At 66.2% G+C, this 26,891-nt stretch carries 29 protein-coding genes; 19 read left to right on the forward strand and 10 right to left on the reverse strand.

The window, feature by feature from the left end:
• On the reverse strand, nucleotides 1-1,747 hold a 1,747-nt coding region (locus QM615_RS18950), incomplete at its 3' end, for a DUF222 domain-containing protein (RefSeq protein WP_283347749.1).
• 124 nt (nucleotides 1,748-1,871) lie between these two features.
• Here QM615_RS18950 and QM615_RS18955 point away from each other — a divergent pair.
• The 3 genes from QM615_RS18955 (at nucleotide 1,872) to fgd (ending at nucleotide 3,686) form a co-directional block, all read left to right on the forward strand.
• A complete protein-coding gene (locus QM615_RS18955) occupies nucleotides 1,872-2,210 on the forward strand; it encodes a hypothetical protein (protein WP_283347750.1) in 339 nt (112 codons plus the stop codon).
• On the forward strand, nucleotides 2,207-2,539 hold the full coding sequence (locus QM615_RS18960; RefSeq protein WP_269596505.1) for a YidH family protein: 333 nt from the start codon (nucleotides 2,207-2,209) through the stop codon (nucleotides 2,537-2,539). Before QM615_RS18955 ends, QM615_RS18960 begins: the two co-directional genes overlap by 4 nt.
• 133 nt (nucleotides 2,540-2,672) lie before the next feature.
• Nucleotides 2,673-3,686, forward strand: coding sequence for a glucose-6-phosphate dehydrogenase (coenzyme-F420) (gene fgd, locus QM615_RS18965; protein WP_032401751.1), 1,014 nt, complete (start codon nucleotides 2,673-2,675; stop codon nucleotides 3,684-3,686).
• A gap of 12 nt (nucleotides 3,687-3,698) precedes the next feature.
• Here fgd and QM615_RS18970 read toward each other — a convergent pair whose 3' ends face one another.
• Nucleotides 3,699-4,211, reverse strand: coding sequence for a nitroreductase/quinone reductase family protein (locus QM615_RS18970; protein WP_068048034.1), 513 nt, complete (start codon nucleotides 4,209-4,211; stop codon nucleotides 3,699-3,701).
• A gap of 129 nt (nucleotides 4,212-4,340) precedes the next feature.
• On the opposite strand from QM615_RS18970, the gene pta reads away from it, so the two are divergent.
• Both pta and QM615_RS18980 read left to right on the forward strand, forming a co-directional pair.
• Nucleotides 4,341-6,464, forward strand: a complete 2,124-nt coding sequence (pta, locus tag QM615_RS18975; RefSeq protein ID WP_176460418.1) for a phosphate acetyltransferase — start codon at nucleotides 4,341-4,343, stop codon at nucleotides 6,462-6,464.
• On the forward strand, nucleotides 6,461-7,642 hold the full coding sequence (locus QM615_RS18980; protein WP_283347751.1) for an acetate kinase: 1,182 nt from the start codon (nucleotides 6,461-6,463) through the stop codon (nucleotides 7,640-7,642). The genes pta and QM615_RS18980 overlap by 4 nt, the downstream gene beginning before the upstream one ends.
• On the opposite strand, the gene QM615_RS18985 is transcribed toward QM615_RS18980, so the two are convergent.
• From QM615_RS18985 to QM615_RS18995, 3 genes are read right to left on the reverse strand one after another with little or no spacing between them, the layout of a single operon-like run.
• On the reverse strand, nucleotides 7,639-10,047 hold the full coding sequence (locus QM615_RS18985) for a serine/threonine-protein kinase (RefSeq protein WP_283347752.1): 2,409 nt from the start codon (nucleotides 10,045-10,047) through the stop codon (nucleotides 7,639-7,641). The genes QM615_RS18980 and QM615_RS18985 overlap by 4 nt on opposite strands.
• Before the next feature lie 11 nt (nucleotides 10,048-10,058).
• The gene (locus QM615_RS18990; protein WP_094613921.1) at nucleotides 10,059-11,030 is read right to left on the reverse strand and encodes a glutamate ABC transporter substrate-binding protein; all 972 of its coding nucleotides are present in this window, start codon (nucleotides 11,028-11,030) and stop codon (nucleotides 10,059-10,061) included.
• Nucleotides 11,027-12,331: a GlnX family signal transduction membrane protein gene (locus tag QM615_RS18995; RefSeq protein WP_283347753.1), complete on the reverse strand. Its 1,305-nt coding sequence runs from the start codon at nucleotides 12,329-12,331 to the stop codon at nucleotides 11,027-11,029. Before QM615_RS18995 ends, QM615_RS18990 begins: the two co-directional genes overlap by 4 nt.
• Nucleotides 12,332-12,403: 72 nt before the next feature.
• Between QM615_RS18995 and QM615_RS19000 the strand changes: the two genes are divergently transcribed.
• Nucleotides 12,404-13,240 carry an NUDIX hydrolase gene (locus QM615_RS19000; protein WP_283347754.1) on the forward strand — a complete coding sequence of 279 codons (837 nt, stop codon included), beginning with the start codon at nucleotides 12,404-12,406 and terminating at the stop codon, nucleotides 13,238-13,240.
• Here the strand turns inward: QM615_RS19000 and thiE are convergent.
• A complete protein-coding gene (gene thiE / locus QM615_RS19005) occupies nucleotides 13,237-13,929 on the reverse strand; it encodes a thiamine phosphate synthase (RefSeq protein ID WP_094613923.1) in 693 nt (230 codons plus the stop codon). The genes QM615_RS19000 and thiE overlap by 4 nt on opposite strands.
• A gap of 158 nt (nucleotides 13,930-14,087) precedes the next feature.
• Here thiE and thiO point away from each other — a divergent pair, with 158 nt between their 5' ends.
• The 8 genes from thiO to QM615_RS19045 all read left to right on the forward strand — a co-directional run bounded on the left by thiO (nucleotide 14,088) and on the right by QM615_RS19045 (nucleotide 20,715).
• On the forward strand, nucleotides 14,088-15,140 hold the full coding sequence (gene thiO / locus QM615_RS19010; protein ID WP_283347795.1) for a glycine oxidase ThiO: 1,053 nt from the start codon (nucleotides 14,088-14,090) through the stop codon (nucleotides 15,138-15,140).
• A complete protein-coding gene (gene thiS / locus QM615_RS19015; protein ID WP_094613924.1) occupies nucleotides 15,137-15,352 on the forward strand; it encodes a sulfur carrier protein ThiS in 216 nt (71 codons plus the stop codon). The genes thiO and thiS overlap by 4 nt, the downstream gene beginning before the upstream one ends.
• The gene (locus tag QM615_RS19020) at nucleotides 15,345-16,097 is read left to right on the forward strand and encodes a thiazole synthase (RefSeq protein ID WP_283347755.1); all 753 of its coding nucleotides are present in this window, start codon (nucleotides 15,345-15,347) and stop codon (nucleotides 16,095-16,097) included. The genes thiS and QM615_RS19020 overlap by 8 nt, the downstream gene beginning before the upstream one ends.
• Before the next feature lie 168 nt (nucleotides 16,098-16,265).
• Nucleotides 16,266-16,529: a hypothetical protein gene (locus QM615_RS19025; protein ID WP_283347756.1), complete on the forward strand. Its 264-nt coding sequence runs from the start codon at nucleotides 16,266-16,268 to the stop codon at nucleotides 16,527-16,529.
• A 95-nt stretch (nucleotides 16,530-16,624) separates the two neighbouring features.
• Nucleotides 16,625-17,602, forward strand: coding sequence for an ABC transporter ATP-binding protein (locus tag QM615_RS19030; RefSeq protein WP_094613926.1), 978 nt, complete (start codon nucleotides 16,625-16,627; stop codon nucleotides 17,600-17,602).
• Nucleotides 17,602-18,372: an ABC-2 transporter permease family protein gene (locus QM615_RS19035; protein WP_094613927.1), complete on the forward strand. Its 771-nt coding sequence runs from the start codon at nucleotides 17,602-17,604 to the stop codon at nucleotides 18,370-18,372. Before QM615_RS19030 ends, QM615_RS19035 begins: the two co-directional genes overlap by 1 nt.
• A gap of 26 nt (nucleotides 18,373-18,398) precedes the next feature.
• Nucleotides 18,399-19,856 (forward strand): M20/M25/M40 family metallo-hydrolase, encoded by a 1,458-nt coding sequence (locus QM615_RS19040; RefSeq protein ID WP_269595054.1) that lies wholly within the window; start codon nucleotides 18,399-18,401, stop codon nucleotides 19,854-19,856.
• A gap of 37 nt (nucleotides 19,857-19,893) precedes the next feature.
• Nucleotides 19,894-20,715, forward strand: coding sequence for an adenylate/guanylate cyclase domain-containing protein (locus tag QM615_RS19045; protein WP_121872242.1), 822 nt, complete (start codon nucleotides 19,894-19,896; stop codon nucleotides 20,713-20,715).
• Here QM615_RS19045 and thiD read toward each other — a convergent pair.
• Entirely contained in the window at nucleotides 20,677-21,531 is an 855-nt protein-coding gene (thiD, locus tag QM615_RS19050) for a bifunctional hydroxymethylpyrimidine kinase/phosphomethylpyrimidine kinase (protein ID WP_269595055.1), read from the reverse strand. The two genes, QM615_RS19045 and thiD, sit on opposite strands and share 39 nt — an antisense overlap.
• Before the next feature lie 291 nt (nucleotides 21,532-21,822).
• On the opposite strand from thiD, the gene QM615_RS19055 reads away from it, so the two are divergent.
• From QM615_RS19055 to QM615_RS19065, 3 genes are all read left to right on the forward strand, one after another.
• Nucleotides 21,823-22,149, forward strand: a complete 327-nt coding sequence (locus QM615_RS19055; protein WP_037186711.1) for a GNAT family N-acetyltransferase — start codon at nucleotides 21,823-21,825, stop codon at nucleotides 22,147-22,149.
• Between the two features lie 109 nt (nucleotides 22,150-22,258).
• Nucleotides 22,259-22,621 carry a GNAT family N-acetyltransferase gene (locus QM615_RS19060; protein ID WP_283347757.1) on the forward strand — a complete coding sequence of 121 codons (363 nt, stop codon included), beginning with the start codon at nucleotides 22,259-22,261 and terminating at the stop codon, nucleotides 22,619-22,621.
• Between the two features lie 85 nt (nucleotides 22,622-22,706).
• Nucleotides 22,707-23,303 (forward strand): hypothetical protein, encoded by a 597-nt coding sequence (locus QM615_RS19065; protein ID WP_269595056.1) that lies wholly within the window; start codon nucleotides 22,707-22,709, stop codon nucleotides 23,301-23,303.
• Here QM615_RS19065 and QM615_RS19070 read toward each other — a convergent pair.
• The 3 genes from QM615_RS19070 to QM615_RS19080 are packed head-to-tail and all read right to left on the reverse strand — an operon-like array spanning nucleotide 23,273 to nucleotide 25,655.
• Nucleotides 23,273-24,073: an exodeoxyribonuclease III gene (locus QM615_RS19070; RefSeq protein WP_283347758.1), complete on the reverse strand. Its 801-nt coding sequence runs from the start codon at nucleotides 24,071-24,073 to the stop codon at nucleotides 23,273-23,275. The two genes, QM615_RS19065 and QM615_RS19070, sit on opposite strands and share 31 nt — an antisense overlap.
• Before the next feature lie 11 nt (nucleotides 24,074-24,084).
• Nucleotides 24,085-25,056, reverse strand: a complete 972-nt coding sequence (locus QM615_RS19075) for an N-acetylglutamate synthase, CG3035 family (RefSeq protein ID WP_502941894.1) — start codon at nucleotides 25,054-25,056, stop codon at nucleotides 24,085-24,087.
• On the reverse strand, nucleotides 25,053-25,655 hold the full coding sequence (locus QM615_RS19080; RefSeq protein ID WP_269595059.1) for a peptide deformylase: 603 nt from the start codon (nucleotides 25,653-25,655) through the stop codon (nucleotides 25,053-25,055). The genes QM615_RS19075 and QM615_RS19080 overlap by 4 nt, the downstream gene beginning before the upstream one ends.
• A 295-nt stretch (nucleotides 25,656-25,950) precedes the next feature.
• Here QM615_RS19080 and napA point away from each other — a divergent pair, with 295 nt between their 5' ends.
• Nucleotides 25,951-26,289, forward strand: coding sequence for a nucleoid-associated protein NapA (gene napA, locus QM615_RS19085; RefSeq protein ID WP_032393769.1), 339 nt, complete (start codon nucleotides 25,951-25,953; stop codon nucleotides 26,287-26,289).
• Nucleotides 26,290-26,346: 57 nt separating this feature from the next.
• Nucleotides 26,347-26,880 (forward strand): LytR C-terminal domain-containing protein, encoded by a 534-nt coding sequence (locus QM615_RS19090; RefSeq protein ID WP_068048091.1) that lies wholly within the window; start codon nucleotides 26,347-26,349, stop codon nucleotides 26,878-26,880.
• Nucleotides 26,881-26,891 lie beyond the last annotated feature (11 nt).

The following is a 26,891-nucleotide window of genomic DNA, read 5'->3' on the forward strand; positions in this document are numbered from 1 at the left end:
CAGAGCTGTGCCGTGTGCCCCGGCCGACGGGGGTGTGGGTGCAGAACAGGGCTGCGGCGGAGGTCAGTGATCCCAGGCGACGCTGGCGTGGATTGTCGCTGGCGGCAGTGGCAGCGTCGGTCGGGCCTGTTCCCGGTTCCGGGCCTCGGGCTGACGTCGCCCCGGATGCCGAGGAGTCGGATGGTGTTGTGGGAGAGTGTGATTCCGAACAGTTCGATGTGATATCAGGTGCCGGTGGTGTCTGTCCCGCAGGTGATAGTGACGCTGAAGCCGGTTCAGGCGAAGCAGCGACGTCAGGGCCGGTGGCCGATGTTGCCTGAGCGGGAGGGTCGATCACTGGCGTCCCTGCGCGTGTCGCTGCGTGCTTCCGAACAGGATCGGTGTCTGGGTCGGGAGTTGCCGGCGGGTCGGTCGCAGGTGCGGGTATGGACTCGTCGTTCTCCTCGGCATCGCCGGTCTCGCCGGTCTCGTCGACCTCATCTGAGAGTGTCTCTGGTGACTCTGGTGACTCTGGTGACTCTGGTGCCGGTGCCGGTGCCGGTGCCTGTGGTGGCGCTGGTGCCGATGCGGGTGCTGCTGGTTCCGGTGTTGGTGTCGAGGTGTTCCCCGGCGCAGGTGCAGGTGCAGGTGCACTTGCCGGGGTCGGTTCGGTCGAGGAATCTGTCGCCGCCCTCGAGTCCGCTTCCGACCCATTTCCCTCGTCAGCATCCGCAGCCGAGTCTGCAGCCAAGCCCAAGCCCAAGCCCGCGTCTTCGTCCTTCTCTGTTTCCGTTTCGGGTTCTGTTGCAGCCGATGCCTTCTCGCTGTCCGAGCGTCGTTCCCATTGCCCGGTCTCCGGGTTCTGCACAGCGAGTCCGAGTTTCTCGGCGAGGGTCACTGCTTCGGTGAGCAGGATCTGCCAGTGACTGTTGCGTGCCAACTCTCGTGCGAGATCCGGGTCGATGGAACCGTGCCCGGCCAGATAGGCCGGGTTGGCGAGTAGTCCGATGAGGGTGGCGATGTCGACGGTGATCATCGTGAGCGGCACCCGCCGATCCGGCAGCACTGCCTCGGTTTTGGGGCAGTCGGTGCGTTGGCACAGGCATGCCAGTCGGGGTTCGCCGTGCATGCGGGCCATGAATGCATCGCACAGGCGTTCTTTCTTCCCGCGCGGGTCTTTGGGGCAGAGGGTGTCGGCCATCTCCTCGAGCAGTTGCCATGCGGCGGCGGCTTCGGGGGCGGTCAGCTCGGCTCGGATGCGGGCGAGTTCTCCGGCGGGGCTGTAGGTGACGGTGCGGAATTTCTTCGCGAACTCCCGCAACGCGGCGGCTTCCTCCGGTGCAACGCGCAGCAGGATGTCCCAGATCGCCTGCTCGAGCGGGCCCGGGGACGACCTCCGCGCCGCCTCGACCACCTCGGCTTCGACCGACCTGACGATGTCGTCGGAGAGATTGTCGAGGATTCGGCATACCGTCCGCACCCGCGCGAGATCGATCTCACCGGTCTCGAACGTGGTCTTCACCTGGGGAAGCCGGGTATGCAGGGCGACGCCGACGGAGACATACGCTTCGGCGACGGTCGCCGAGCAGCCCAACGCCACTGACATCTCCGTGCGCCCGTATCGGCTGTAATGCTCGTGCTTGGCGTCCCGCGCGATCCAGTCGCAGTGCACGCGATAGCAGGCGGTGATCTTGCGGGCCGCCTGCCGATTCTCCTCACGCGCGGCAGCGGTCAACGCCTCCAATGACACGGTCGGTATTGCACCCATTTTTTCACCCCCCGGTGAGCCGAAACAAGAACGCCTGTTCGAACAAGAAGAAGACTAACCGGACCCACCGACAGGTTTCGATAACCGCTGTTGCGGGCCATGACCTGGACGCTTATCGTTACCTGTGCGAATAAATGGCGATGTCATCTACGACGATGGACCGGTCCGTCTCGACGAGGCAGGCGTCACTCTGAGGTACTACTACTTCCCCTTCGCCACGAAGAAGTTCGTACCGTACGACAGGATTCGCGCCGTAGACACCGCCGTCCTCGGCAACTGGAACGGTCGTTGGCGTCTGTGGGGTGCGTCGACAATCGATCAGTGGCTCCCGCTGGACGTGATGCGTCCCAAGAAGGACACTGCAGTGGTGCTGACTCTCCGCCGCATCTCGCCGGTCTTCACCCCCGACGACCCGGACCAGGTTGCCCATCTGATTCGCGAGCGCATGACCCCACGGGTGTGACGCGCCCCGACGAGCGGTTCACACTCGCCAGCGAACGCACATTTCTCGCCTGGCTGCGAACCTCTCTCGGCCTGCTCGCCGGCGGAATCGCGATCGTCCACCTGGTTCCTGATTTCAGTACCGGGTGGGTTCGGACGGCGCTGGGCCTGATTCTGATCGGTCTCGCTGCGGCGGCACCGATCATCGGTCTGCGACGGTGGATGCGCGTTCGCGACGCCCTCGAAAGTGGTGCACCGATGCCCGAGTCACGAGATCTGTGGATCTTCGCTGTAGGTATCGGGTCCGTGGCGGTACTGGCGGCAGTGGTCACGGTTCTGGGGATCCAGTAGCAGCCCAGGAGTGGAGCCTGCGGAACGACCCGTGGGGCAGGAGTGGAGCCTGCGGAACGACCCTTGGGGTACGCCGCGAACCACCACAGGTGCACAATCGAAGAACTAGGACGACCAACGACAGGAGTTCGGCGTGGCGCAGGGTCTCAAGCTGGGGTACAAGGCATCGGCGGAGCAGTTCGGACCGCGGGAGTTGGTCGAGCTCGGTGTGCTCGCCGAGCAGCACGGTATGGATTCGGCGACGGTCAGCGATCACTTCCAGCCGTGGCGGCACGAGGGTGGCCACGCGCCGTTCTCGCTGGCATGGATGACGGCGGTCGGGGAGCGGACGAACACGATTCAGCTCGGCACCTCGGTACTGACGCCGACGTTCCGTTACAACCCGTCGGTCATCGCGCAGGCGTTCGCGACGATGGGTTGCCTGTACCCCGGACGCATCATGCTGGGTGTGGGCACCGGAGAGGCGCTCAACGAGATCGCGACCGGATTCACCGGCGAATGGCCGGAGTTCAAGGAACGATTCGCGCGCCTGCGTGAGTCGGTGCGGTTGATGCGTGAGCTGTGGCTCGGCGACCGCGTCGACTTCGAGGGCGAGTACTACACCACCAAGGGCGCGTCGATCTACGACGTCCCCGAGGGCGGTATTCCGGTCTACATCGCGGCCGGCGGACCCGTGGTGGCGCGGTACGCAGGACGTGCGGGCGACGGATTCATCTGCACGTCGGGCAAGGGCATGGAGCTCTACACCGACAAGCTGCTTCCGGCCGTCGAAGAGGGCGCGGGCAAGGCCGAGCGCGACGCCGGCGAGATCGACAAGATGATCGAGATCAAGATCAGTTACGACACCGATCCCGAACTGGCGCTGGAGAACTGCCGTTTCTGGGCCCCGCTGTCACTGACGCCCGAGCAGAAGCACTCGATCGACGATCCGATCGAGATGGAGAAGGCCGCCGACGAGTTGCCGATCGAGCAGGTCGCCAAGCGCTGGATCGTCGCATCGGACCCGGACGAGGCAGTGGAGAAGGTCAAGCAGTACACCGATGCCGGCCTGAATCACTTGGTGTTCCACGCGCCCGGACACGATCAGAAGCGGTTCCTGGAGCTGTTCGAGAAGGACCTGGCCCCGCGCCTGCGCAAGCTCGGCTGAATCCCGAAGAGACTAGAGATCGGCCGCGAGTGCGAACAATCGCATGTCGCGGTCGGTCCGGGTCTCGTATTCGCCGTAGACCTCGACCATCGCGTCGAACTGCCGGTAGATACGAGCCTTCTCGTCGCCGGTGATCCGGGTGGCCGTCACCGGAATCTTCTTGCCGCCGATGGCCACCACGGCCTTCGGGTCTGCGAGGAGGTTCGACGTCCACGCCGGGTGGTGCTGCTGACCGAAATTGGATCCGACGACGTAGATCTTGTCGCCCTCCCGGTAGTACAGCAGCGGACTCGTCCTGGGCTTGCCGGATTTTCGGCCGGTGGTGGTCAGCAACACCACCGGAGCCGCGATCGGCCCGAGGACGGTGAAGCGGCCGTCGGATTTGGTCAAGAGCCACCGGTCGACGCCTGCGAGGTTCCGGATTACCCACGAACCGGGCTTCGTCGACGCGAACTTCACGGCGGGCTTGCGGATGAACGATGTTTCGCTGCCCCAGCGCACATCCGGGAACGGTGATTCGGCCATGGTTCATGGGACAACCCGACCGCGCCCGGTGTCAACACCCCAACCCACTGGGCAGGAGTGGAGCCTGCGGAACGAGCCCTACCAGCCAGGAGTGGAGCCCGCGGAACGACCCCTACTAGGCTGGCGGTCATGGCTGAGCCCAGCGGCACCGACGCGTCGGACATGTATCCCTCGAGCATCTACATCGCGTCACCGGAAGGGGATACCGGGAAATCGACCATCGCGCTCGGTGTGCTGCAGATGCTCGCCGCTTCCGCGGCCCGGGTGGGGGTGTTCCGTCCCATTGCTCGATCGACCGACGAACCCGATTACATCCTCGAGTTGCTCGTCGAGCACACCACCGCAGATCTGACGTACGAGCAGTCGCTCGGTGTCACGTACGAGCAGGTGCACGCCGATCAGGATGCAGCGCTCAGTGAGATCGTCAATCGCTATCACGAGGTGGCGTCCCAGTGCGACGCCGTGGTGATCGTGGGCAGTGATTACACCGACGTCGGCAGCCCCAGTGAACTCGGCTTCAATGCGCGCATCGCGGTCAATCTCGGTGCCCCCGTGTTGCTTGCGCTGCGCGGGTCCGGTCGCATGCCCGACGAAATCGCGCAGTTGGCCACTCTGTGCCAGGGCGAACTGCGTCAGCATCATGCCCACCTGGCTGCGATCGTGGCGAACCGTTGCGCCCCCGAGGATCTCGATGCGGTCACCGACGCGTTGGCGTCGGTCGGCGTGCCCGCGTGGTCTCTGCCGGAGATTCCGCTCCTCGTCGCGCCGACGATGGCGGAACTGCTCGAGGCGGTGGACGGCAAACTGTACTCCGGTGATTCGTCGTTGCTGCAGCGAGAAGCGTTGCGGGTCATGGTCGGTGGCATGACGGCCGAGCACATCCTCGAACGCCTCACCGAGGGCGTCGTCGTCATCGCGCCTGCAGATCGATCCGACGTATTGCTCGCCCTCGTCAATGCCCATGAGGCGGAGGGCTTTCCGTCTCTCGCCGGAATCATCATGAACGGCGGCATCGAGCCCCATCCGGCGATCGCTCGTCTGGTGGCAGGGCTCGGCCCCCGGTTGCCGATCCTGACCACCGAGCTCGGCACCTTCGACACCGCTTCTGCTGCAGCGCAGACGCGCGGCCGCGTGGCGGTGGGTTCGCAGCGCAAGGTGGACACCGCGCTAGGTCTGATGGAACAGCGGGTCGACGCGAAAACTCTTCTGGAGCGGCTCGACATCGCCATTCCCACCATCACGACCCCGCAGATGTTCGAGTACCAGCTGATCCACCGGGCGCGCGCCGATCGCAAGCACATCGTGCTCCCCGAGGGCGGCGACGATCGCATCCTCCGGGCTGCCGGACGTCTGCTGCAGCGTCAGGTTGCGGACCTGACGATCCTCGGCGAGGAAGGCCCCATTCGACGACGCGCATCGGAACTGGGCGTCGATCTCGACAGTGCGACGGTTCTCGACCCCAAGAACTGCGACTACGCCGAGGACTTCGCGGCCGAGTACACCGAGCTGCGCAAGCACAAGGGTATGACGATCGACCGTGCCCGCGAGATCATGGCCGACATCTCGTACTTCGGAACCATGATGGTGCACAAGGGAATTGCCGACGGCATGGTCTCGGGAGCGGCGCACACCACCGCACATACCATCAAGCCGTCGTTCGAGATCATCAAGACGACCGAGGGCGTGTCGACGGTGTCGTCGATCTTCCTGATGTGCCTGTCCGATCGTGTTCTCGCCTACGGTGACTGCGCAGTCGTACCCGACCCGACGGCCGAGCAGCTCGCCGACATCGCCGTGTCCTCGGCGCAGACCTCGGCCCAGTTCGGGATCGAGCCGCGGGTGGCCATGCTGTCGTACTCCACCGGCGAATCCGGTTCCGGAGCCGACGTCGACAAGGTGCGGCAAGCCACAGCGCTTGTGCGCGAACGCAATCCGGAACTGCTCGTGGAGGGTCCGATCCAGTACGACGCGGCGATCGAACCGTCCGTCGCCGCGTCGAAGTTGCCCGATTCCGACGTGGCAGGCCGAGCGACGGTGTTCATCTTCCCGGACCTCAACACCGGCAACAACACCTACAAGGCCGTCCAGCGCAGCGCCGGTGCGGTTGCCGTCGGCCCCGTTCTGCAGGGCCTGCGCAAGCCGGTCAACGATCTCTCGCGCGGTGCGCTGGTCGAGGACATCGTCAACACCGTCGCCATCACTGCGATTCAGGCGCAGGGGATTGCCGCCGCAGCCGATCAGGAGGGCAAGTGAGCATCCTCGTCGTCAACTCCGGTTCGTCCTCGGTCAAGTTCCAACTCGTCGACCCTGGCTCCGGAGAGTCCGTGGCCACTGGGCTCGTCGAGCGCATCGGTGAATCCGACGGCCGAGTCGAACTCGACTATCGGGGTGAGAGTGTCGAGCGAATCCAGCACATCGACGACCACGGTGCCGGTCTGGCGCTGGCGTTCGAGATGCTCGCCGACGCAGGCGTCGAACTGGAGGCGGTCACCGCGGTCGGGCATCGTGTCGTCCACGGCGGGACCGTGTTCTACCGGCCGACGATCATCGACGACGCCGTCGTGCAGCAGATCTCGGACCTGAGTAGTCTTGCACCACTGCACAATCCGCCGAACGTGCTGGGCATCGAGGTCGCCAGGAAGCAGCTGCCGAACGTGCCGCACGTGGCAGTGTTCGACACCGCCTTCTTCCACTCCCTGCCCGACGCGGCCGCGACCTACGCCATCGACGCGAACGTCGCCGCCGAGCACGACATCAGGCGCTACGGCTTCCACGGCACCTCGCACCACTACGTCTCGGACCAGGTGGCGCAGTTCCTGGAACGCGATCTCGCGGAGCTGAATCAGATCGTGCTGCACCTGGGCAACGGGGCCTCGGCCTCGGCCGTCGCCGGCGGCAAGGCGGTCGACACCTCGATGGGACTGACTCCCCTCGAAGGTCTGGTGATGGGTACCCGCAGTGGGGATATCGACCCCGGGGTGATTCTGCATCTGCGTCGCAGTGCAGGCATGAGCGCCGACGACATCGACGCCCTGCTCAACCGTCGCTCCGGGTTGATCGGACTGTCCGGGGTCAACGACTTCCGGCAATTGCAGCAACGGATCGACGACGGCGACGCCTCCGCACGCTTGGCATACGACGTCTACATTCACCGTCTGCGCAAGTACATCGGTGCGTACATGATCGGGTTGGGCCGGCTCGACGCCATCACGTTCACCGCCGGTGTCGGCGAGAACGCCGCAGCAGTGCGCGCCGATGCCCTGGCGAATCTCGAGGGCTTCGGCATCGAGATCGACCCAGAGCGTAATGCGGTGCGCAGCAAACAGGCTCGGGTGATTTCCACCGACTCGTCGACCGTCACTGTGATGGTGGTGCCCACCAACGAGGAGCTGGCGATCGCTCGGGCAGCGGACAGCCTGGTACGCAGCTAGAACAGCGAACGCGGCCGAATGGCGTTCGCCAGGTCCACCAACGAGAAACGGTGGGCGCGATCGGTGGCGTTGCGGGCCAGTGCGCGTAGGCCCTTCTCGGTGCCGCGCCGCAGCCCGTCTTCGGTGAACGGGACGCTGAGAATGGGTTCTCGTTCGGCTGTCGCAGCGTGGCCGGAGACGATCCAGTCCAGGGCCATCGCCAGCACCAGCGTGCGCATCTGCAGCGCCCGGCTCTCGGCCTTGGGTAGCAACGCCACTCGCCGTGCCGCAGAACGGAAATCGGCCTCGGACAGCTCGGCTCGCGAGCGATCCATCAGCAACGTCAACACGCTGGTCATGCGGGCCATGGAGTAGTGTCGCGAGCTGATCGGTACCTGATCGAGCGCGGCGATGGCACCGGTCTGATCGCCGCGGCGCTGCAACTGCCTGGCCAGGCCGAACGCGGAGCTGACGATGCCACGATTGGTTCGCCACACTGCTCGGTACAGGCCCTCGGCGCGGGCCCGCCACTTCTCGGCTTCTTCTTTGTTGCCCGCGGCCACATGCCCGAGTAGTTCGGAGGTGGCTCCGAGAGCGAGCTTGGGTGCCAGTTCGCCGGGCATCGCACCGAGAACGTTGTCGAAATTGGTGAATGCAGAGTCGTATTCGTGGTGCAACAGCGCGATCAGGCCCGCGTACCACTGCACTCGCCACGGGTCCGCGGTGTGGTCGGTCGACTGCACCTTGGCCAGAATGTCGGTTGCGTCGACGACGTTCCCGAGATCCAGGTGGGCCTTGACCTCGGCCAGGGTGATCTCGAGACTCAGTTCCACCGGACTCGAGGAGCCTGCGGAACGGTTCGATTCGGCTCCGGCGGTGACGCGTTCGATGCCGTTGCGTTTGGCGTGCTGCAGCGAGTCCAGGGTCTGTCGAGGTTCGACGTGTACGGCCGCCGCCAGCAGCGGTGCGCTCGGGTCGTTGGGGTCCACGAGCGGAACCGGAAGCGCGGCAACCACTTCGGCTGCGGTCATTCGTTCGTGGCGTACCGTGCCGTCCACGTAGGTGTCGGTGCGGCCCACCGACTGCTCGGTGCCGAACGTCGTACGCGGCGGGCTGAACACCGTCGACAGTCCCGGCCGCTCGACACCTGTCCTGATGGCCAGAATCTCACGCAGCACCCCGGTGGCCTGCCCGGCGAACTCGTCCGCGGATCGGAACCGCCGAGTGGGGTCCTCGTGCGTCGCGCGCAGCAGCAGTCGATACAGCGACGGAAACTGCTGTAGTACCTCGGATTCCTCGGCGGAGGGGAGCCCGTCGAGGTACTTGCCGTTCTTCGACGGCATGTCCAGCGTCAACACCGCGAGCGTGCGGCCGACGGTGAAGATGTCCGACGCCACCGTCGGTCCCGTTTTCACGATCTCCGGTGCCTGGTAGCCCACCGTGCCGTACAGGTAGCCGTAGTCCTCGATGCCCGCGACCGCGCCGAGGTCGATGAGTTTGATCTGGTCGTCGGAGACCATGATGTTCTCCGGTTTGAGATCGTTGTAGACCAGCCCGATCGAATGCAGATAGCCCAGTGCCGGAAGCACTTCGAGAACGTAGGCCAGCGCCTGCTCGACGGGCAGACGGGCACCGTCGCCGCAGGCGGTGAGGATGTCGCGCAGTGAGCGGCCGCCGACGTATTCCATCACGATGAAGCCGACGGTCGACCCGTCGCTGCGGGGTTGCTCGACGAAGTTGTAGATCTTCACCACGCCGGGATGGGCGACCTCGGCGAGGAACTGCCGCTCGGCGACCGCGACGGCGTGGGCCTCTTCGTCCCCGAAATGCAGCAGTCCCTTGAGGACCACCCAACGGTCGCTGACGTTACGGTCGATGGCGAGGTAGATCCAGCCGAGCCCACCGTGTGCGATGCAGCCCTGAACGTCGTACTGGCCGACCACGCGATCGCCCGGCTCGAGCAACGGAGTGAAGTCGAACGTGGCACCGCAGTGCGGGCAGATACCCATCGCCACGTCGGGCTCACCCGGTTCACTGCGGCCGACCTTGGCATTGCACTTCCAACAGAACCGTTTGTGCTGCGGCACCGTCGGATCCGACATCACGGCAGTGGCGGGATCGATCGGTTCGACGCGAGGCACGTCCACCAGACCGCCACCGAGTCGACGCCGAATGCCGGTGCTGCGCGATCGACCGGATCTCGACCGACCCGTCTTGGAGCGAGTGGAAGCGGACTGTGACGCGGTGGATGTCGGGTTCCGATCACCGACCGATGACCGCGATACGGCCTGAGTACGCTCGACGCCGTCCGTTCCCGAGACTGCTTGCGTTCTCGACACTGCCCGGGTGCGTTCGCTGTCGTCGGCGCGCGAGACCGCCTGCGTTCGCTCCGCCGGGGCCGTGGGCTGCTGTTCGTCGTCGTCCATGTCCGGGCCCCCTAATCGCTGTACGTCGCGCTGGGCGGACCGGGAGAGGGGCCGAGCACCGTCAGCCATCGGTCGTAGATGCGATTCCAGGTGCCGTCGGAGCGGATGCGTGCCAACGTCCCGTTGACGAAGCGCACCAGATCCTCGTTGTTCTTGTTGATTCCCACCCCGTACGGCTCCGGGCTCAGGCTGTCGCCGACGATCTCGAGGTAGGGATCCTGAGCGGCGAGGCCGGCGAGGATGGCGTCGTCGGTGCTGATGGCGTCGACCTGCCGTTGCTGCAGCACCACAAGGCAATCCGACCACATCGGTACCGTCACCACGGTCGCGGCGGGCTGGACGCGTTGAAGGCGTCGCAGCGAGGTGGTGCCCTCCACGGCGCATACTCGCTTGCCCGCCAGGTCCTCGACACCGCGGATGCCCGATCCCTGCACCACCAGAACACGGTGCTGCGCTTGGAAGTACACGGTGGAGAACTGCACGTCCTTGCGGCGAGCGCACGTGATGGTCATGGTCTTGACCACCATGTCCACCGAAGAATCCTGCAGAGCTTCGAGCCGCTGTGCGGAGGTGAGGATGCGAAAGTCCAACCGATTCGGATCGCCGAACAGGTCTCGTGAGACTTCCCGTGCGATGTCGACATCGAACCCGACCAACTGGCCGGTCATCGGATCGCGGAAGCTGAAAAGGTTGCTGCCCGTGTCCAACCCGACGACCAACCGGCCTTTGGCGCGCAGCGCGTCGAGTGTCGGTTGTGGCGGCGGTGGAGCATCGGTGCCTACCGTCAGCGGTCGCAGGCTGGCGGTGGGGCGTGCGCACTCGTCGTCGGCCGGGCTCTCGGTGGGCCTGGCGGCGACGGACGCGCCGTCCGGTAGCGGCGGTTCGGTGAACGTCGTCTCCGCTTGCGGCGGAGCGTTGTCCGGCGTGGCGCAGCCGACCACGAGCGCGGTGACCAGAATGCCGACGGCGAGCAGACGTTTCACAGGTACTCACGCAGCCTCGGGAACAGGCCGACACCGAAGGCGACCGACGCGAAGACGGTGAGCACGTATGCGCCGTTCGACAGTCCGGACAGCACCCACACCGATCGGTCGATGTTGGACCGCAGTTCGCTTCGCGCATTCTCGATTCCGTCGACCAGAACGCTGTCGAGCGCGGTGAACGCGGCCGCCGAATCGGACTCGCCGGTGCCGGTGGCAATGGAGACCGCGCCGTTGAAATCGCCGACCTCGAGTGCGGAATCGATCCTCGAGTGCGAGACCGACCACGTGTTCAGTGCATCGATCACCGCGGTATCGCCCTGGAACATCTCGGTCAGCCGAGAGACGTTGGCGTCGAACGATTCTCCGTAATCCTGACCGCCGCCGCGGCGGGCGAGGTCGAGTGTCTCGTCCGCTCTGGCCTGTTGCGCCAGAATGAAACCCGTCGTGTAGGACTTCAGCGGGGACACTCCGCGGTCGATCGCGCGATCGGTGGCGATCGACGAAATCAGTCCCACCACCAGCATCCAGCCGAGCAGTCCGGCGACAGCGGCTGTGGCAGTGAGGAATCCGGCGTTCAACGTTCGGCGAGTGGTCCGTGACAGGTACCACTGGGCCAGGCCGGTCATCAGCAACAGGAACACCAGCGAGCCGATCGCGAACAGTGGCGGACTGGTGAATCGTTCCTGATCGGCCGAGACCCGCGACGCCTGTTCGGTGTACAACTTCTCGGCCAGCGGCAGCAAACTGGACTGCATCATCGTCGACGCCTCGCCGAGATACGCCGCGCCGACCGGATTTCCGCTGCGGTTGTTGGCTCGCGCAGTCTCGACCAGACCGCTGTAGACCGGCAACCCAGCGGCGATCTGCGTGAGCACCGCGCTGGTGGCCGCGTCGTTCTCGGTCACCCCGGCCGAGGCCGCGATCAGCTCGGACGACGCCTCGCCGAGCGCCTGCGAGTAACGCTCGCGTACCTCCGCCGGCTCGAGACCACCGGCGATGAACGCGGTGGCCGCGGCTGCGTCGGCCACCGACAGAGCCCCGTACAGATTCTGTGCCGAATTCGCGAAGGGCTCGGTGCGCACCAACAGGGTGCCGAGGGTGTCGACCCGATCGTGCACGGCCGTGGACGCGAGATTCCCGACCGTCAACGCGAGCACCACCAGCGCGATTCCCATTGCGACCAACCGCGCAGGCGTCGAACGCATCGTGTAGCGAACCGGTGGCTTGCCTGCAGCGACACCGACGTGCGTAGCCGTTGTCGGGGGGACGGCAGCGGAGGGGGTAATACCGGCCGCGATCACGCACCCGAGCATATAAGCAGGCGGACCGTACTGCAGCCACTACAGGCAGGTGATTCACCTAGGGTGGTGAGCATGCGTGGTGACGGTGACGGCTGGGTGATCGGCGAGAACGGCACACGGCACTGGGGAAAGCACGGAGCCGCCGGACTGTTGCTGCGTGCACCGTCCGACGCAGGCGAGCCGATGGTGTTGCTGCAGCACCGTGCCTTGTGGAGTCACCAGGGCGGAACCTGGGCACTACCCGGCGGAGCCCGCGATTCCCACGAGAGCACCGCGCACGCCGCGGTGCGCGAGGCCCACGAAGAAGCCGGCATCACGGCCGACCAGCTCAGTGTTCGCAGCGAGCGCGTCACCGCGAGTGTCGAGAGCGGCTGGTCGTACACCACCGTCGTCGCCGATACCGATCATCCGTTGACCACCGTGCCCAACGGGGAGAGCACCGAGCTGCGCTGGGTGCCGGAGTCGATCGTCGACGAACTCCCGTTGCACCCGGGCTTCGCGTCCAGCTGGCCGTCGCTGCGCACCGTGCCGCTGCGGGTGCTGCTCGACACCGCCAACGTGCTGGGGTCCCGGCCGAACGGATGGTGGAAGGACCGCGCCGGATCCACCGGTGCACTGCTGACCGCGCTCGCCGAGACGCTGCCGCGGACCGTCGAACTGCCCAGCGGTCAGTACGGCTGGCTCACCCGCATCGACGCCGTGCTCGAAGGCCAGGCCCGCGACGCCGTGGTCGACGACCCCCGCACTCGGACGATTCTCGCCGACGGCAGTGGCGACGACACCTTGGCCGAGCAGGCCGACATCGACGGAGACCTGACCGCGCTCGTCACCGCCGACCGCGGACTACGCGACCGGCTGCCGGAATCGGTGCAGGTCCTGACGCCGTCCGCGGTACTGGGTTGGCTCTAGGCCTGCAGCGCCTGCACCAACGAACGGGCGGCGGCCTGCGGGTCCCGCGCCTCGGTGATCGCTCGGACCACCACGATGCGATCGGCACCGGCTGCTCGAACCTCGTCCACGTTGGTCGCGTCGACGCCGCCGATCGCGAACCACGGCCGTTCCGGCAGCGCGTCCGCGGTCGCCCGAAGAGCTTCGAGTCCCGCGGCCTTGCGATTGGGCTTGGTGGGCGTCGGCCACACCGGCCCGACGGCGAAGTAGTCGACGCCGTCCTCGATCGCGGCGAGCGAGGACTGAGCGCGGTTCTGCGTCGACCGGCCGATCACCACGTCCGGCCCCAGGATCTGACGGGCGTAGTGCACCGGCAGATCTCCCTGACCCAGATGGAGAACGTCGGCGCCCGAGGCCAACGCCAGATCCGCACGGTCGTTGACTGCCAACAGCGCACCGTGCCGCTTGGTCGCGGCGAGCAGAATCGCCAGCGCCGCGAGCTCGTCCTTGGCCTCGAGGGGACCGAACTCGCGCTCGCCTGCGGAGTTCTTGTCGCGCAGCTGAATGATGTCGACGCCACCGGACAACGCGGCCTCGGCGAACTGCGCGAGGTCGCCCTTGTCGCGCCTGGCATCGGTACACAGGTACAGGCGAGCGGACGCAAGACGCTCACGGGGAGTCTGGTTGCGGGCGGTCTGAGATGGATGCACAAAGCGAACTGTATTCTCATGGTGGCCGCCACCGACGACGGAGTGGCCGAGAAATCGCGGGAGTCCCGGGGATCGTGGGGCTGAGAGTGGGTTCGCCGCCCTTACCGTCAATACCTGAACCCGATCATGCGGGCGCAGGGAGTGAGGACGTGAATCGCGTGCATATCGTCGTAATCGGCGGAGGCGTCATCGGGTTGTCGACGGCGCTGCGCCTGTCCGAGGACGGTCACCGAGTGGTCGTGCACGATCCCGCGCTGGGTCGAGGCGCATCCTGGGTCGCAGGCGGAATGCTGGCCCCGCTGTCCGAGGGCTGGCCCGGCGAACACGAACTGCTGCACCTGGGCGCTGCGTCGTTGGCGCGTTGGCCGGACTTCGCCCGACGCCTCCCCGGCCCCTCGGTGTTCTCCGCAACCGGATCGGTGACGGTTGCCCTCGACTCCGCCGACGCCGCCGACTTGCGAACCATCGCCGAGTGGGTGGGTGAGCAGGGACACGAACTCGAGATTCTGGGACGAGCGCAGCTGCGCGAGCTCGAACCTGCTCTGGCGCAGAACATTCGACTCGGCCTGCTGGCTCCGAGCGAACTGTCGGTGGACAATCGGGCGCTGATCGCCGCGCTCGAGCAGGCGTGCCTGGACGCGGGAGTCGAGTTGGTGACCACCCCGGTGGAGACCGTGCCCGACGCCGACCAGGTGGTCCTGGCCGCCGGTGCGCAGTCGGCCGCGTTGTGGCCCACGCTGCCGGTCCGGCCGGTCAAGGGCGAGATCCTGCGACTGCGCAGACGGCCGAGCGCCGCACCGCCACCATCGCGCACCGTTCGCGGAACCGTGCACGGCCGCGCGATCTACCTGGTACCGCGCGGCGACGGATTGGTCGTCGGCGCAACCCAATACGAATCCGGCCAGGACACCCAGGTCACCGTCGCCGGGGTACGAGACCTCATCGCCGACGCCGAACGACTCATGCCGAGCATCGGCGAATACGAGCTGTACGAAACAGCCGCCGGACTACGGCCCATGAGCCCCGACGGGCTACCGCTGATCGGCAGGCTGTCTCCGCGATTGATCGCCGCGACCGGACACGGGCGCAACGGCATCCTGCTCGCGCCCATCACCGCCGACGCCGTCGCCACGCTGATCTCCGGCGAGACGCTCCCCGAGGCGAAAGCAGCCGACCCCAACAGATTTCCGCAGATCGAGAGGACACCATGACACAGGTCGCGATCGGTATCACCGTCAACGGTGAGGACCACCTGCTCACCGAGGACATGACCATGCGTCGGCTGCTCGAATTCCTGGGCATGCCCGAGAAGGGCATCGCCGTCGCCGTCGACGGAGCGGTACTGCCCAAGAGTCGCTGGGACAGCACCAGCGTCGAAAAGGGTTGGACCATCGACGTTCTCACGGCGGTTCAGGGTGGCTGAACAACTGGTCATCGCCGACCGCACCTTCACCTCCAGGCTCATCACCGGCACCGGGGGAGCGGCGAATCTCGCGGTACTCGAGGAGGCCCTCGTCTCGTCGGGAACCGAACTGACCACCGTCGCGATGCGTCGCGTCGACGCCGCCGGTGGGACGGGAGTGCTGGATCTGCTGCGCCGGTTGAACATCGCCCCGTTGCCGAACACCGCAGGCTGCCGCGGCGCGGCCGAAGCAGTTCTCACCGCGCAACTCGGCCGTGAAGCACTCGAGACCGACTGGGTGAAACTCGAAGTGATCGCCGACGAGCGGACCCTGCTGCCCGACGCCATCGAATTGGTCAAGGCCGCAGAACAACTCGTGGACGACGGCTTCCAGGTGCTCCCGTACACCACCGACGACCCGGTACTGGCGAAGCGGCTCGAGGACATCGGCTGCGTGGCCGTCATGCCGCTCGGCTCACCCATCGGCACCGGCCTCGGCATCTCCAACCCCCACAACATCGAGATGATCGTCGACGCCGCATCGGTTCCGGTGATCCTCGACGCGGGCATCGGCACCGCAAGCGACGCCACCCTCGCGATGGAACTCGGCTGCGACGCGGTGCTGCTCGCGACCGCGGTGACTCGGGCGAAGGATCCGGCGCTGATGGCGTCGGCGATGCGGAACGCGGTGGCGGCGGGATACCAGGCCCGACACGCCGGCCGCATCCCGAAACGATTCTGGGCGCAGGCCAGCTCGCCCATGTGATCAGCTGCGTTGCCTGGGGTGCTGCGTTGCCTGTGGTGCTGCGTTGCCTGGGGTGCTGAATTCCAGCAAACGCGCGCGCGTTCGTGAAATGCGCGCGGAATAGTGGCGGATACGGGGCCGATTCCGCGCGCATCTGGCAAACGCGCGCGCTTTTGCGGCCGTGCCCGTGTGACGCCGATGTGGCCGCTGCTGCCGACGCTCATGTGGCCGCGTGACGCCGATGCCGCCGACGCCGACGCCGACGCCGACGCCGCCGACGCCGACGATGTGACCGCTGCCTCCTCACATCCAGCAAACGCGCGCGCGTTCGTGAAACGCGTGCGGAATAGTGGCGAGTACGGGGACGATTCCGCGCGCGTCTGGCAAACGCGCGCGCTTTTGCGGCCGCGCCCATGTGACCGCGTGCCCAGCAGCCGCGTGCCGCCGAAGTGACCGACTGTCTCAGGGTTCTGTCATCCGAAAGGATGATGCAACTGACGACTGTGGGTCGATGTGCAGACCCTTGTCGGTGGGGGACAGTTGTACCCATGATCGAAGTGACAGGACTGACCAAGCAATACGGCGCGGTGACGGCGGTCGACAACCTCACCTTCACCATCAGACCCGGCATCGTGACCGGCTTCCTCGGCCCCAACGGCGCAGGCAAGTCGACGACCATGCGGATGATCCTCGGCCTCGACCGCCCCACCAAGGGAACGGCGACCATCGAGGGCAAGAACTACAGCCAACTCAAGCAGCCACTGCGTACCGTCGGCGCACTGCTCGACGCCAAATGGGTGCACCCGAACCGTTCGGCGCGTGCACATCTCGAGTGGATGGCGGCCTCCAACGGCATTCCGAAGTCGCGCGTCGACGAGGTGCTGCGTCTGGTGGGCCTGTCCGAGGTGGCCAAGAAGAATGCGGGCGGGTTCTCGCTCGGTATGTCGCAGCGGCTCGGGCTCGCCGGCGCGTTGCTCGGTGACCCCAAGGTGCTGCTGTTCGACGAGCCGGTCAACGGACTCGATCCCGAGGGCATCGTCTGGATCCGAAAGTTCATGCAGCGCTTGGCCGCCGAGGGGCGCACGGTGCTCGTCTCGAGCCACCTGCTCTCGGAGATGGCGCAGACTGCAGAGCATCTCATCGTCATCGGACGCGGCAAGTTGATCTCCGATTCCTCGGTGCAGGAATTCATCGACCATGCTTCCGAGGCATCGGTGCGCGTCCGCAGCCCGCAGCTCGACGGTCTGCGCCAGGCGCTGACCACCGCCGGTCTGACCGTGCGTGAGCCGGACAAGACCGACGAACTTCAGCCCTCGCTCGTGGTGCTGAACTCGACCACCGACGCGATCGGCGACATCGCCGGCCGAGCCGGAATCACATTGCACGAGTTGGCCTCCCAGCGAGGTTCGCTCGAGGAAGCATTCATGAAACTCACCGGAGACACAGTGCAGTATCACGGCGCGGGAGCCGACACTCCCAACACTCAGCAAGCAGGTCCTCAGCAAGCGATGGGCGGTGCACTCTGATGGGCGTTCTGGCAGCAGAGAGAATCAAGTTCACCTCGACCAAGTCGCCGTGGTGGTGCAGCGCGATCATCGTGGTGCTCGGTCTCGGGTTCGCGGCCATTCTGGGTTGGGCTGCGAAGTCGGCCCTGAGCCTCGACGCGCCCGACGGTATTCCGCCCACAACGGCTTCCGACGTCGTAGGACTCGGAGTCGGCACGTTCGGTTCGATGGTGCTGATGATCCTGGCCGCGTTGACCGTGACCAGCGAGTACCGGTTCGGGCTCATCCGCACCACGTTCCAGGCGGTGACCAACAGGGGATCGGTGCTGGCCGCGAAGGCTCTGCTGGTCGGCGTCTACGGTGCCATCCTGTCGTTCGTTCTCGCCGTGATCGGGCTCTACCTGGCGAAAGCTCTCGCCGGCGAGCAGGCGGGCGTATTGCTGGGGTTCGACGTCGACGGAACGTGGCGCATCCTCTACGGCACCGCCATCCTGGCGTTCTTGCAGGTCGTTCTGGCGATCGGCGTCGGCGCTCTCATCCGGCAGTCCGCAGGCGCAATCGCCATCCTGCTGCTGTGGCCACTGCTCATCGAGAACCTCGTCGGAGTGATTCCGAATGTGGGCGACAAGATTCAGCCGTTCCTGCCGTTCCTCAATGCCAATCACTTTCTCGGCTCCAGCGGCGGAATCGACTTCCATTGGGGCCCGATCGGCGGACTGATCTACTTCGTCGCGTTCACCGCGGTGATCTTCGGGGCAGCGGTGTTCGTCGTCAATCGTCGGGACGCCTGACGCCACTCGCCGGTAGGGTGTCCGCTATGCGGATTTCCTTACTTGCAGGTAGCGCTGTCACTGTCTTGATTCTGGCCGGTTGCTCGTCCACCTCGGACGAGGAACCGGCCAGAGTTTTCGCGACACCCGACGGGCCCGGCCTGTCTGCCGCGGTCACCGAGGAGGCCTTGGTGGGGCACCTCGAACAATTGGAAGCGATCGCCGCCGAGAACGACGGAAACCGCGCGGCCGGCACCGCCGGTTACGACGCGAGTGTCGATTACGTTGTCTCGCAACTCGAATCGGCCGGGTTCGAGGTCACCACCCCGGAATTCGAGTTCGAGACCTTCGAGGCGCAGACGCAGACCCTCTCGCTGGCGGGCACCGAGATTCCGGTGTTCGCGCTCAGTTACTCGCCAACCACCACTGCCGAGGGGATCACCGCACGCGTCGTCGGCGCTCCCGCCGGCGCAGACGGCTGCGAGGCAGCCGATTACACCGGTCTCGACCTGGCAGGAGCCGTCGCGGTCGTGCCACGCGGAGTGTGCCCGTTCGGCGTGAAGCAAACCGTCGCAGCAGAACTCGGTGCGGCCGCCGCGATCATCGTCAACAACGAACCGGGACCGCTCGATTCGGGCACGCTCGGCGACGCCGACACCGCTCGGATTCCGACCGGCGGTGTCAGCCAGGAGGACGGCGCGGCCGTTCTCGCCGCACCCGAGGTGACGCTGACGCTCGTCACCGAAACCGAAACGACCACCAGTCGCAACATCATTGCCCAGACCACCACCGGCTCCACCGAGAACGTCGTGGTCACCGGTGCCCATCTCGACAGCGTTCCGGACGGGCCCGGCATCAACGACAACGGAACCGGCACGGCGGCTGTCCTCGAGACCGCGCTGCAGATGGGCAGTGCCCCCGAGGTCACCAACGCGGTGCGTTTCGCGTTCTGGGGTGCCGAGGAGAACGGACTCGTCGGTTCCACCAAGTACGTCGAGGGCCTGTCCGACGAGGACAAGCGAAACATCGCTCTGTACTTGAACTTCGACATGATCGGCTCGCACAACGCCGGCTACCTCGCCTACGACGGAGACGACTCCGACCAGGTGGGTGAGCCCGCCGGACCGGCCGGATCCGACGCCATCGAGCGCACTTTCGTCGAGCGACTGGCCGAGGAGGGCGTAGCCGTCGACGGGACCGATTTCGACGGTCGCTCGGACTACGGCCCGTTCATCGAGGTCGGCATCCCCGCCGGTGGTGTGTTCAGCGGAGCGGACGAGAACAAGACCGCAGCGCAGGCCGAGAAGTGGGGCGGCACCGCGGATCAGACGTTCGACGAGAACTACCACACCGACCAGGACACCCTGGCGAACGTCGACCGCGCCGCACTGGCGAAGAACGGTGCGGCCGTGGCCTACGGCATCGGCGTCTACGCGCAGTCGGTGGAGGGCCCCAACGGGGTTCCGGTGGGTGCCGAGCGCGAGGCCGCGCGCGCCGAAGGGTGAGGGAAAGTATGTGTAACCGTGGGTTACGCTCGATGCTGTGAACGCAGTCGTCTCCTCGGTCGTGGAGTGGGTCCGCACCACCAACCGAGCGCCCGCGGTGGTCGGGGCGGTTCGGCGCGTGCGTCGCGCGCTACCGGGTGACCCCACGTTCGGCGATCCCCTGTCGATCGACGGTCCGGGCCGAGCCCTGGCGGTCGCCCGCGTCGCCGACAGGTTCCTGGCTGCGAACGGACTCGACGACGAACCCGGCGCGTCCCGCGAAGTGGGCCTCGGGGCGTTGCAGCTGTGGCAGGCGATCCTCGAACGTGCAGGCCGGGGTCGCGGTGAGCACGACGTCACCATCGTGTTCACCGACCTCGTCGGGTTCTCGTCCTGGTCGCTCCGGGCCGGCGACACCGCGACCCTGACGCTGCTGCGCAAGGTCTCCAAGGCCGTCGAACCCGAGGTCGCATTCCGCGGTGGCCACGTCGTCAAGAGGCTGGGCGACGGCATCATGGCGGTGTTCGCCGATGCGGGCAAAGCCGTCGACGCGGTCTTCGCGGCCCGCGAGGCCCTGAAGGGCGTCGACGTCGACGGCTACACCCCGACGATGCGCGTCGGCATCCACACCGGCAGCCCACGTCAGGTGGGATCGGACTGGCTGGGCGTCGACGTCACCGTCGCCGCCCGGGTGATGCAGACCGGCGGCAACGGCAACGTCATGATCTCCGCGTCGGCCCTCGAGGCGGTCCCGCCGGAGGTGCTCGACGCCTTGCGCGTGGTCTCCAAGCCCTATCGCCGCAGCTTCTTCGCTCCGAAGATCAAGGGCGCACCCGACGACCTACGCATCCTCCGACTCGTGCAGTCGCCACAGCGGTGACACCGGCCCGTGGCCTGCGCCCAGATCGTAGGACGCGGCCAGGCAGCGGGTGACCCACTCCTTGCCGAACGCCACCGCGTCGGGCATCGAGTATCCGTGCGCCAGGGCCGAGGCGATCGATGCGGCGAGGGTGTCTCCGCCGCCGTGATCGTTGCCGGTGTCGATGCGCTCGCTGGTGAACTCGAGGAAGGTGTCGCCGTCGAACAGCAGATCGGTGCTGTGCGTCGACGTCCGCAGGTGACCGCCCTTGACCAGGGCCCACTGCGCTCCCAATCCGTGTAGGGCCTCGGCGGCGCGGTGTGCGCTGGAGTCGTCGACCACATCGATGCCGGTGATCAGCCGAACCTCGTCGAGGTTTGGGGTCACGAGCGAGGCGATGGGAAACAGGGTGTGGCGGATGGCGTCGAGGGCTTCGGCGTGCAGCAGCGGGTCGCCGTGCATCGACGCGCACACCGGATCGACGACCAGGGGAACCGGCTGATCTCGGCCGATGCCCACCTCGGTGCAGACGGCCGTGACCGCTTCGATGATCGCGGTGGAGGCCAACATTCCGGTCTTCGCTGCGCCGACTCCGATGTCCGAAACGACGGAGCGAACCTGCGCTGCGACGACGTCCGGCGGAATCTCGTGGAAGCCCGTCACGCCGACGGTGTTCTGGACCGTGACCGCGGCGACGGCAACGCACGCGTGGACGGCGAGCAGCGCCATCGTTCGGCTGTCCGCTTGGATTCCGGCACCGCCGCCGGAGTCGGTTCCGGCGATGGTCAGCGCGCGGACGGGAGTCTCGCCGTTGGGCGTGAGCGGTAGGAACTTCACGAGAGAAGACAGTACCGGCGGGAGGGGAGACGGCGGTCTCGGCAGGCGAATCGGAGCGGCGAGTTCGTGGCGAAAACATGGGCCGGCCTTGAATGTTGTTGTATCACAACGTCGAACAGGGTTGCTTATGATCCGTACCAGCATTCCTGTCGGGTGGGACGGACGAACCTACGCATCCGAAGGTTTGTTGGTAGAAAAGGTGACAGAGCCACCATGCGCATGTTTAATAGTGGTGCACGTCACATCGGTTTCATTCGTTCATCACTCCACACACAGCGAAGGAGGCGTCCCATGCTGGCAAGTTCTCCTAGCGCTGATGTCTCGATCAACAAAGACCAGAACCGGTTCGAGCTTCGATTGAACGGCGATCTCGTCGGGATCGTCGGCTTCTACGAGGTCGAGGGAAACGGCAAGCGTGCGACGCGTACCCATGTCGTGTCCTTCATGCACACGGTCGTCACCGAGGATTTCGGTCATCAGGGGCTGGCCGGCATTCTGGTGCGCCGCGCGCTCGACAGTGCTCGGTCCTACGGCTGGAAGGTCAAGCCGGTCTGCACCTACGTGCAGCGCTTCGCCGCGGCCAACCCGGAGTACAACGACATGCTCGTCGCGCTCTGACGTTTCTTCCAAGGTTGTCGATCGGTCACGGTAGGGCCGGTCACATTCAGGGCACGACTCGGCGACGATCGATGCACTCGCCTCGCGTCACATGGACAACACTGGTCTCATGAGTGACATGAGTCACATACTTCCACGTCGGGTTCACGGGCCCGCTCCTGTCGACCGGCCCGTCGTTCGTATCGAGGACGACGTCGATCGCAACAGGTTCGATCTCTTCGTCGACGACGAACTCGTCGGCATTCTCGGGTACCGCTTCGGTGAGGGCGACGACGGCGGTGTCGGCCCGGTCGTCGCGCTGATGCACACCGTCGTCAAGGAGGAGTACGGCGACCGCGGGTGGGCGGGCGTGCTGGTGCGAGCCTCGCTCAACACTGCTCGCGATCGGCGGTGGCGCATCGTCCCGATCTGCACGTACGTCCGGCGCTATCTGGCGCAACACGAGGAGTTCCTGGATCTGATCGCCGATTAGAGAGCAGTGCTCTTGTTTTACCGCTACATCGAGTGAATGCTGCTTCCTGTAGAGAGCGCCGCTCTCGAAAGGATGGCCTTTCCCGATGCCTGTAGCCCTGTATCTGTTCGTCGGAGTCATGTTCGCCGCATATCCCGCACTGCGCCCCTACTCGGACGAGGTAGGCGTCGCGGGAGCCGACGCCTTCGCATCCTCGAATTGGGTGCTCGCCCACACCTTCGCCATGCTCGGCTTCGTCGCGCTCGCGCTGACCGTGCTCTACACCGGTCGACGGTCCGATCTTGCGGTCGTGACCACCTGGATCGGCGTCGGGTTGGTGCTGCCGTACTACGGCGCAGAAACCTTTGCCCTGCATGCGCTGGGTGTCGATGCCGTACAGAACGCGAACCCGGGCCTGATCGATCTGGCCGACCCGATTCGGTACTCGCTCGTGCAGTCCGTCATGTTCGGGCTCGGACTGGTGCTGATCGGCGTCGGGCTGGTGGCATTCGCTCTACGCAACCGCTACGCCGTGGTGCTCGCTGCAGGGTTCGTGCTCTTTCTCCCGCAGTTCTACACCCCGCCGGCCGTGCGGATCGCGCATGGAGTGCTGATCGCCGTCGGGGCGATTGTTGCCGCCAGGGCCGTGGCGAACAGGTCGGCGGACGCTGTTCAGCCGATCTCCACGATCACCGGAGCGTGATCGCTCGCCCCCTTGCCCTTGCGCTCCTCGCGGGCGATCGACGCACCGGTCACTCGAGTCGCCAGGGCAGGGGAGGTCAACGCCATGTCGATGCGCAGACCCTGCTTCTTCGGGAAGCGCAATTGTGTGTAGTCCCAGTAGGTGTACGTCCTGGGCTCGGGGGTGAACTGCCGCGTCACCTCGGTGAAGCCGGCGTCGCCGAACGCGGTGAAGGCGTCGCGCTCGGCCTGCGAGGTGTGGGTCTTGCCCTCGAACAGTGGAGGATCCCAGACGTCGTCGTCGGTGGGCGCGATGTTCCAGTCGCCCACGAGTGCGATCTGCGCCTGCGGATCCGCTGCCACCCACGCCTGTGCGTCGGCCTTCAGCGCAGCGAGCCACTCGAGCTTGTAGGTGTAGTGCGGATCGGCGAGTTCGCGGCCGTTCGGCACGTACAGGCTCCAGACCCGAACCCCGTCGCACGTGGCACCGATGGCGCGGGCCTCCTGAGCGGGGTCGATCTCGGGATCTTTGCTGAACCCGGGCTGATCCTCGAACCCGACCTGCACGTCGTCCAGGCCGACGCGAGACGCGATCGCGACGCCGTTCCACTGACTCAGCCCGACGTGGGCCACCTCGTACCCGATGTCGGTGAACCGCTGATACGGAAACTGTGCGTCCTTGCACTTGGTTTCCTGCATCGCCAGCACATCGACATCGGATCGCTGCAGCCAATCGACGATTCGATCCTGACGAGAGCGGACGGAGTTCACATTCCAAGTAGCCAAGCGCACGGGAACGAACCCTATCGAACGCCCCCGACAGGGTTCGGACCCGTCGCGCTCTCGGGCCGGGCGTAGCGATAACGATGATGGTCCTCGAAGCCCAGGTCTCGGTACAGGGCAACGGCTCGGGTGTTCTCGACCGCCACCTGCAGGTAAGCGTGCGTCGCGCCGTGCTCGCGACCCCAGCGGACCAGTTCGCCGCACATCAAGGTGCCGAGCCCGTTGCGGCGGTGCTCGGGGGAGACCCAGAGCGAGGTCAATCCCACCCAGCAGCGACCGTCAGGGGCGGTGGTGACGGCAGCGCGACCGACGGCGGCTGCCGACGACGAGCGCGCGCCGATCATGCCGAAACCGAGGGTTCCGCCCCGAACCGCCGAGACCACCTCCGCTGCGCCCGCGGGAGCCGCGCGGCCCTGGTAGTACAGGCGATCCAGCCACTCGGCTGTCGGCTCCGCGGTGACGGCGGTGGCCGAATCTCCATCTCGCAGAACGAGTTTCGAGATGTCCGCGGCCATGACGGCACTTTCGTTGTACGTCGACCAACCCGCCGGGAGAGTGCCGAGGCGATCGGGAAGGGCGAGCGTCGGCGTTAATCCACAAGCGGCGTATCGGGCTGTGATGCGTGCCAGCGTCTCGGGTGCCGTCGACGCTCCGGGCTCGAGCGGCACGGCCGAATTGGCGCGGCCGGTGAACCCGTGACCGAAACGCAGTTGCCAGCCGTCGATCCATTCCCGATCGACGCCCGGCCAGCCGTCGGCAGCGGCAGCCTCGAGGGAGCGAATTTCCGAGGTTCGAATCGGCTTGGGCCCCAAGGGTTTCAACGCCACGATTCGTTCGGCTGCAACCTGCACCAGTGTGCCGTCCCTGCCGCGCACCACGACCGCACCGGCGTCGATCGACACCAGTTCGCCGATCACGTCCGTCATCGGGTGGGTGTGGCCGGGTGGCAACCGATAGCGAAGCATCACCCGCGTACCCACCGGAACGGTCAGTCGTCGTCCTCGTCGTCGTGGCCGAACGGGTCGTCCACCGTGCCGGGCGTCCAGCTCAGCCCGGGCACGCCCCACCCGGCGCGCTTGATGGCCTTCTTCGCGGCCCGTGCGTGCCGACCGATGAGCACGTCAGTGTAGAGGAAACCGTCGAGATGCCCCACCTCGTGCTGGAGCATCCGAGCGAAGAAGCCGCGACCTTCGATGTCGACGGGCTCGCCCTCGGCGTCCGTACCGGTCACGCGAGCCCACTCGGCGCGCCCGGTGGGGTGCTGCTCGCCGGGGACGGACAGGCAGCCCTCGTCGTCGTCGTCCGGGTCGGGCATCGTCTCCGGGATTTCCGACGTCTCGAGCACCGGGTTGACGACCTCGCCGCGGCGGCGGAAGACCTTGCCGTCCTCGCCTTGATCGGGGCAGTCGTAGATGAACAGACGCTTGCCGACGCCGACCTGATTCGCGGCGAGTCCGACGCCGTTCGCGGCGGCCAACGTCTCGTACATGTCGGCGATCAGCTCGGCCAGCTCGTCGGGTGACTCGGTGACGGGAGCGGTTGCGGTGTGCAGCACCGGATCGCCGACGATCCGGATGGGAAGAATTGCCATGGTCGACAAGGATACCGGGAGTGGAGCCAGCGGAATGACCCAGTGGTGCGGGAGTGGAGCCTGCGGAATGACCCAGTGGTGTGCGTCGCGCATGCGGTCGAGTAGGTGGAACACGCCACGCGCGGGCAGCCCGCAGGAGCCGTGTCCCCGGCGTCGGACATGGTTGAATGATCCCCGAAGTACAACTGTGTAATTCGGTCGGCGCTCCTACGGGTGTCGGCAGTACTGGGGGAAGCAGATTTCTCCGGGTGGGTGATCCTGCCGACCCTGGGAAGTCGAGAAGTCGAGGAGTGGGATGGACGGCGCAGCAGCGCGTGACTCGAACCAGTCTCAGCAACCGGGAAGTTCGGACGGCTCTCAGGATCCGAACGAGGTCGGTGCGGACGGACTGAGTCGACGAGAGCACGACATCCTGTCCTTCGAGCGGCAGTGGTGGAAGTACGCCGGGGCCAAGGAAGAGGCCATCAAGGAACTCTTCTCCATGTCGGCGACCCGCTACTACCAGATCCTGAATGCGTTGGTCGATCGTCCCGAGGCGCTCGCCGCGGATCCGATGTTGGTCAAGCGCCTGCGCCGGTTGCGTGCGAGCAGGCAGAAGGCTCGTGCGGCACGTCGGCTGGGTTTCGACGTCTGAGCAGGTCTTGCGTTCCGTGTGCCGAGTCGCCGTCGACGGTCGGCTAGGGTCGATCAGGTGAGCAGCCCGAACCCGGAACAGACCGGGCCACCACTCCGCGCCCTGGCCATGGTGTTGATCTCGCTCGCGATCCTGTTCGCAGCGATCGGGGCGTTGTCTCTGACGGGTTCCGATTCCGACGATGCGGCCGCCGAGCCCGCCGCCGAGACGACGAGCGCACCGGCCGCGGTCGCACCGACCGCACAGGCTCCTGCAGCCCAGGTTCCCGCGGGCGATTCGTCGACCGGTGCCGCGGCACCCACCACCACCTCGGGCGCACCCGCCGACGTCGAAGTGCGGGTACTCAACAACTCCAACGTCTCCGGCCTGGCCGCCGGTACCGCCAGCACGTTGACCGCCGAGGGTTGGAACGTCGCCGAGACGGGCAACTTCAGTGAAGACCAGTTCGCGCAGACCGCGGTGTACTACGGCACGACGGCAGGTGAGGAACAGGCCGCGCAGACCATCGCCACGCAGCTCGGCGTCCCGGCCGAACCCAAGCCGACCTCGCTCGAATCCACGGCAGGCGTCGTCGTCATCGTGACCCAGTAGTCCTGCAGCGG

Origin of the sequence: Rhodococcus sp. IEGM 1341 (assembly GCF_030056895.1) — a bacterium.
GTDB lineage: Bacteria > Actinomycetota > Actinomycetes > Mycobacteriales > Mycobacteriaceae > Rhodococcoides.